General features: G+C 72.6%; 2 protein-coding genes. Both read left to right on the forward strand.

Going from position 1 to position 1776, the window contains the following annotated elements; translation table 11 throughout:
- Window positions 1–1160: XdhC family protein (locus tag VF697_RS14270; protein WP_331095244.1), on the forward strand; the 1160-nt coding region annotated here is incomplete at its 5' end.
- Window positions 1157–1774: a nucleotidyltransferase family protein gene (locus VF697_RS14275; RefSeq protein ID WP_331095246.1), complete on the forward strand. Its 618-nt coding sequence runs from the start codon at window positions 1157–1159 to the stop codon at window positions 1772–1774. The genes VF697_RS14270 and VF697_RS14275, both read left to right, overlap by 4 nt.
- Window positions 1775–1776 lie beyond the last annotated feature (2 nt).

Below are 1776 nucleotides of genomic sequence, written 5' to 3' on the forward strand. Positions count from 1 at the left end.
AAAGCGTGAGTGTGAGTGAACTCCTCGCCGTGATGGACGAGGCCGTGACGGCCCGGAAGCCGCTCGTGCTGGGGACGCTGGTCCGCACGAGTGGCTCGACCTATCGCCGGGCCGGGGCGCGGCTCCTCATCACGCCAGAGGGCGTGCCCGTCGGGCTGATCAGCGGCGGGTGTCTCGAGCCGCAGATCGCGAAGGCCGCGCGCGAAGTGCTCACCACGGGCCTCGCGCGTCGCCTCCGCTTCGACATGACGGGCGAGCATGACGGCATGGTGGGCTTCGGCCTCGGCTGCCGAGGCGCTCTGGACATCCTGCTCGAGCGGCTCGAGCCCTGGCGCCTGAACGAGGAGACCCGGCGGCTGCTGTGCGGAATGAACGTCGGTTCGGCGCCGAAGGCGATCGTCACCACCTTCGACGCCGCTCCCACGCTCGAAGGGCAGCTCGGAAGCCTCCTGGAGGTGGAGGGCGAACCCGGCTCTCCCACCGCCAGGGCCCTGCGCGAGGCCGCGCGCGGGTTCGCCCAGGAAGCGCTCGGGACGGGAGTCCCCCTGGTCCGGACGGTGCCCCTGCCGGAAGGCAACGTCGAGTGCTTCGTGGACCTCGTGCCGCCCGCCTTCCACCTCACCGTCTTCGGCGCGGGCCCGGACGCGGTGCCGCTCGTCGCGATGGCGCGTCAGCTCGACTGGCGCGTGACGGTGATCGACCACCGGCCGGCGTACTGCGATCCGGCACGTTTTCCGGGCGCCGAGCGCGTGCTGCACGCCCATGCGGACAATGCCGCCGCGCACGTGCCCACCGGGAGCCACTCGGCCGTGGTGGTGATGACCCACAACTACTTCGCCGATCTCCGCCTGATCCCCGTGCTCCTGAAGCTCGACGTGCCCTACGTCGGGCTGCTCGGCCCCAAGCGCCGGGGCGAGCAACTCCTGGGCGAGATGGCGGACGAGCTCGTCCCGACCCCCGAGCAGCGCGCGCGCCTCTACAGCCCGGTGGGACTCAAGCTCGGCGGTGACACGCCGGCCGCGATCGCCCTGTCGATCCTCGCGGAGATCCAGGCCGTGCTGTCGCGGAGCGAGGGAGTCCACCTCCGGCAGCATGACGGGCCCATCCACCTGACCGGGCCGAGCGAGGCCAGCGACGTGGGGGGCGGGAAGAAAGCATGAGCCCCCCGGGCTTGCCGACCTTCTCCGTCGTCGTGCTCGCCGCTGGCGGCTCGTCACGCCTCGGGTCGCCGAAGCAGCTCGTGCGGCTCGAAGGGGAGCCCCTGGTGTGCCGCGCCGCGCGCCTGGCGCACGAGAGTGGGGCCCGGAGCGTCATCGTCGTCACGGGAGCGTGTGGCGAAGCCGTGGCGGAGGCGCTCGGCGAGGCGCGCGTCCGCGTCGCCTTCAACGCCGGATGGGCCGAGGGACCGGGCAGCTCGTTGCGCACCGGCATCGAGGCCCTGCTCGCCGACGCCGCCCGCCCCCGGCAAGAGCCGGCCGTGCTCATGCTGTGTGATCAACCCTTCGTCACGCCGGAGCACCTTCGCGCGCTCGTGGAGTGCGTCGCGCGAGGCCACCCCGCCGCCGCGAGCACCTACGGGGGAGACGGCGGTTTCGGAGTGCCCGCGGCGTTCGCGGCGGAGCTTCTTCCCGAGCTCCTCACGCGCGGCGGGCCCCAGGGAGCCAAACCGGTCCTGATGCACCACCGGGCCCGCCTGGGTCTCGTGCCCTTCGCCGAGGGGCTCCTCGATGTCGACACCCCGGAAGATCTCGAGCGACTGGGCCTCAGCCGCTGACG

Origin of the sequence: Archangium sp. (assembly GCF_036388035.1) — a bacterium.
Lineage (GTDB): Bacteria > Myxococcota > Myxococcia > Myxococcales > Myxococcaceae > Archangium.

Bases quoted from the DNA above. Each gene is read 5' to 3' on its own strand.
- VF697_RS14275 (WP_331095246.1), top strand. From the start codon at position 1,157: ATGAGCCCCCCGGGCTTGCCGACCTTCTCCGTCGTCGTGCTCGCCGCT.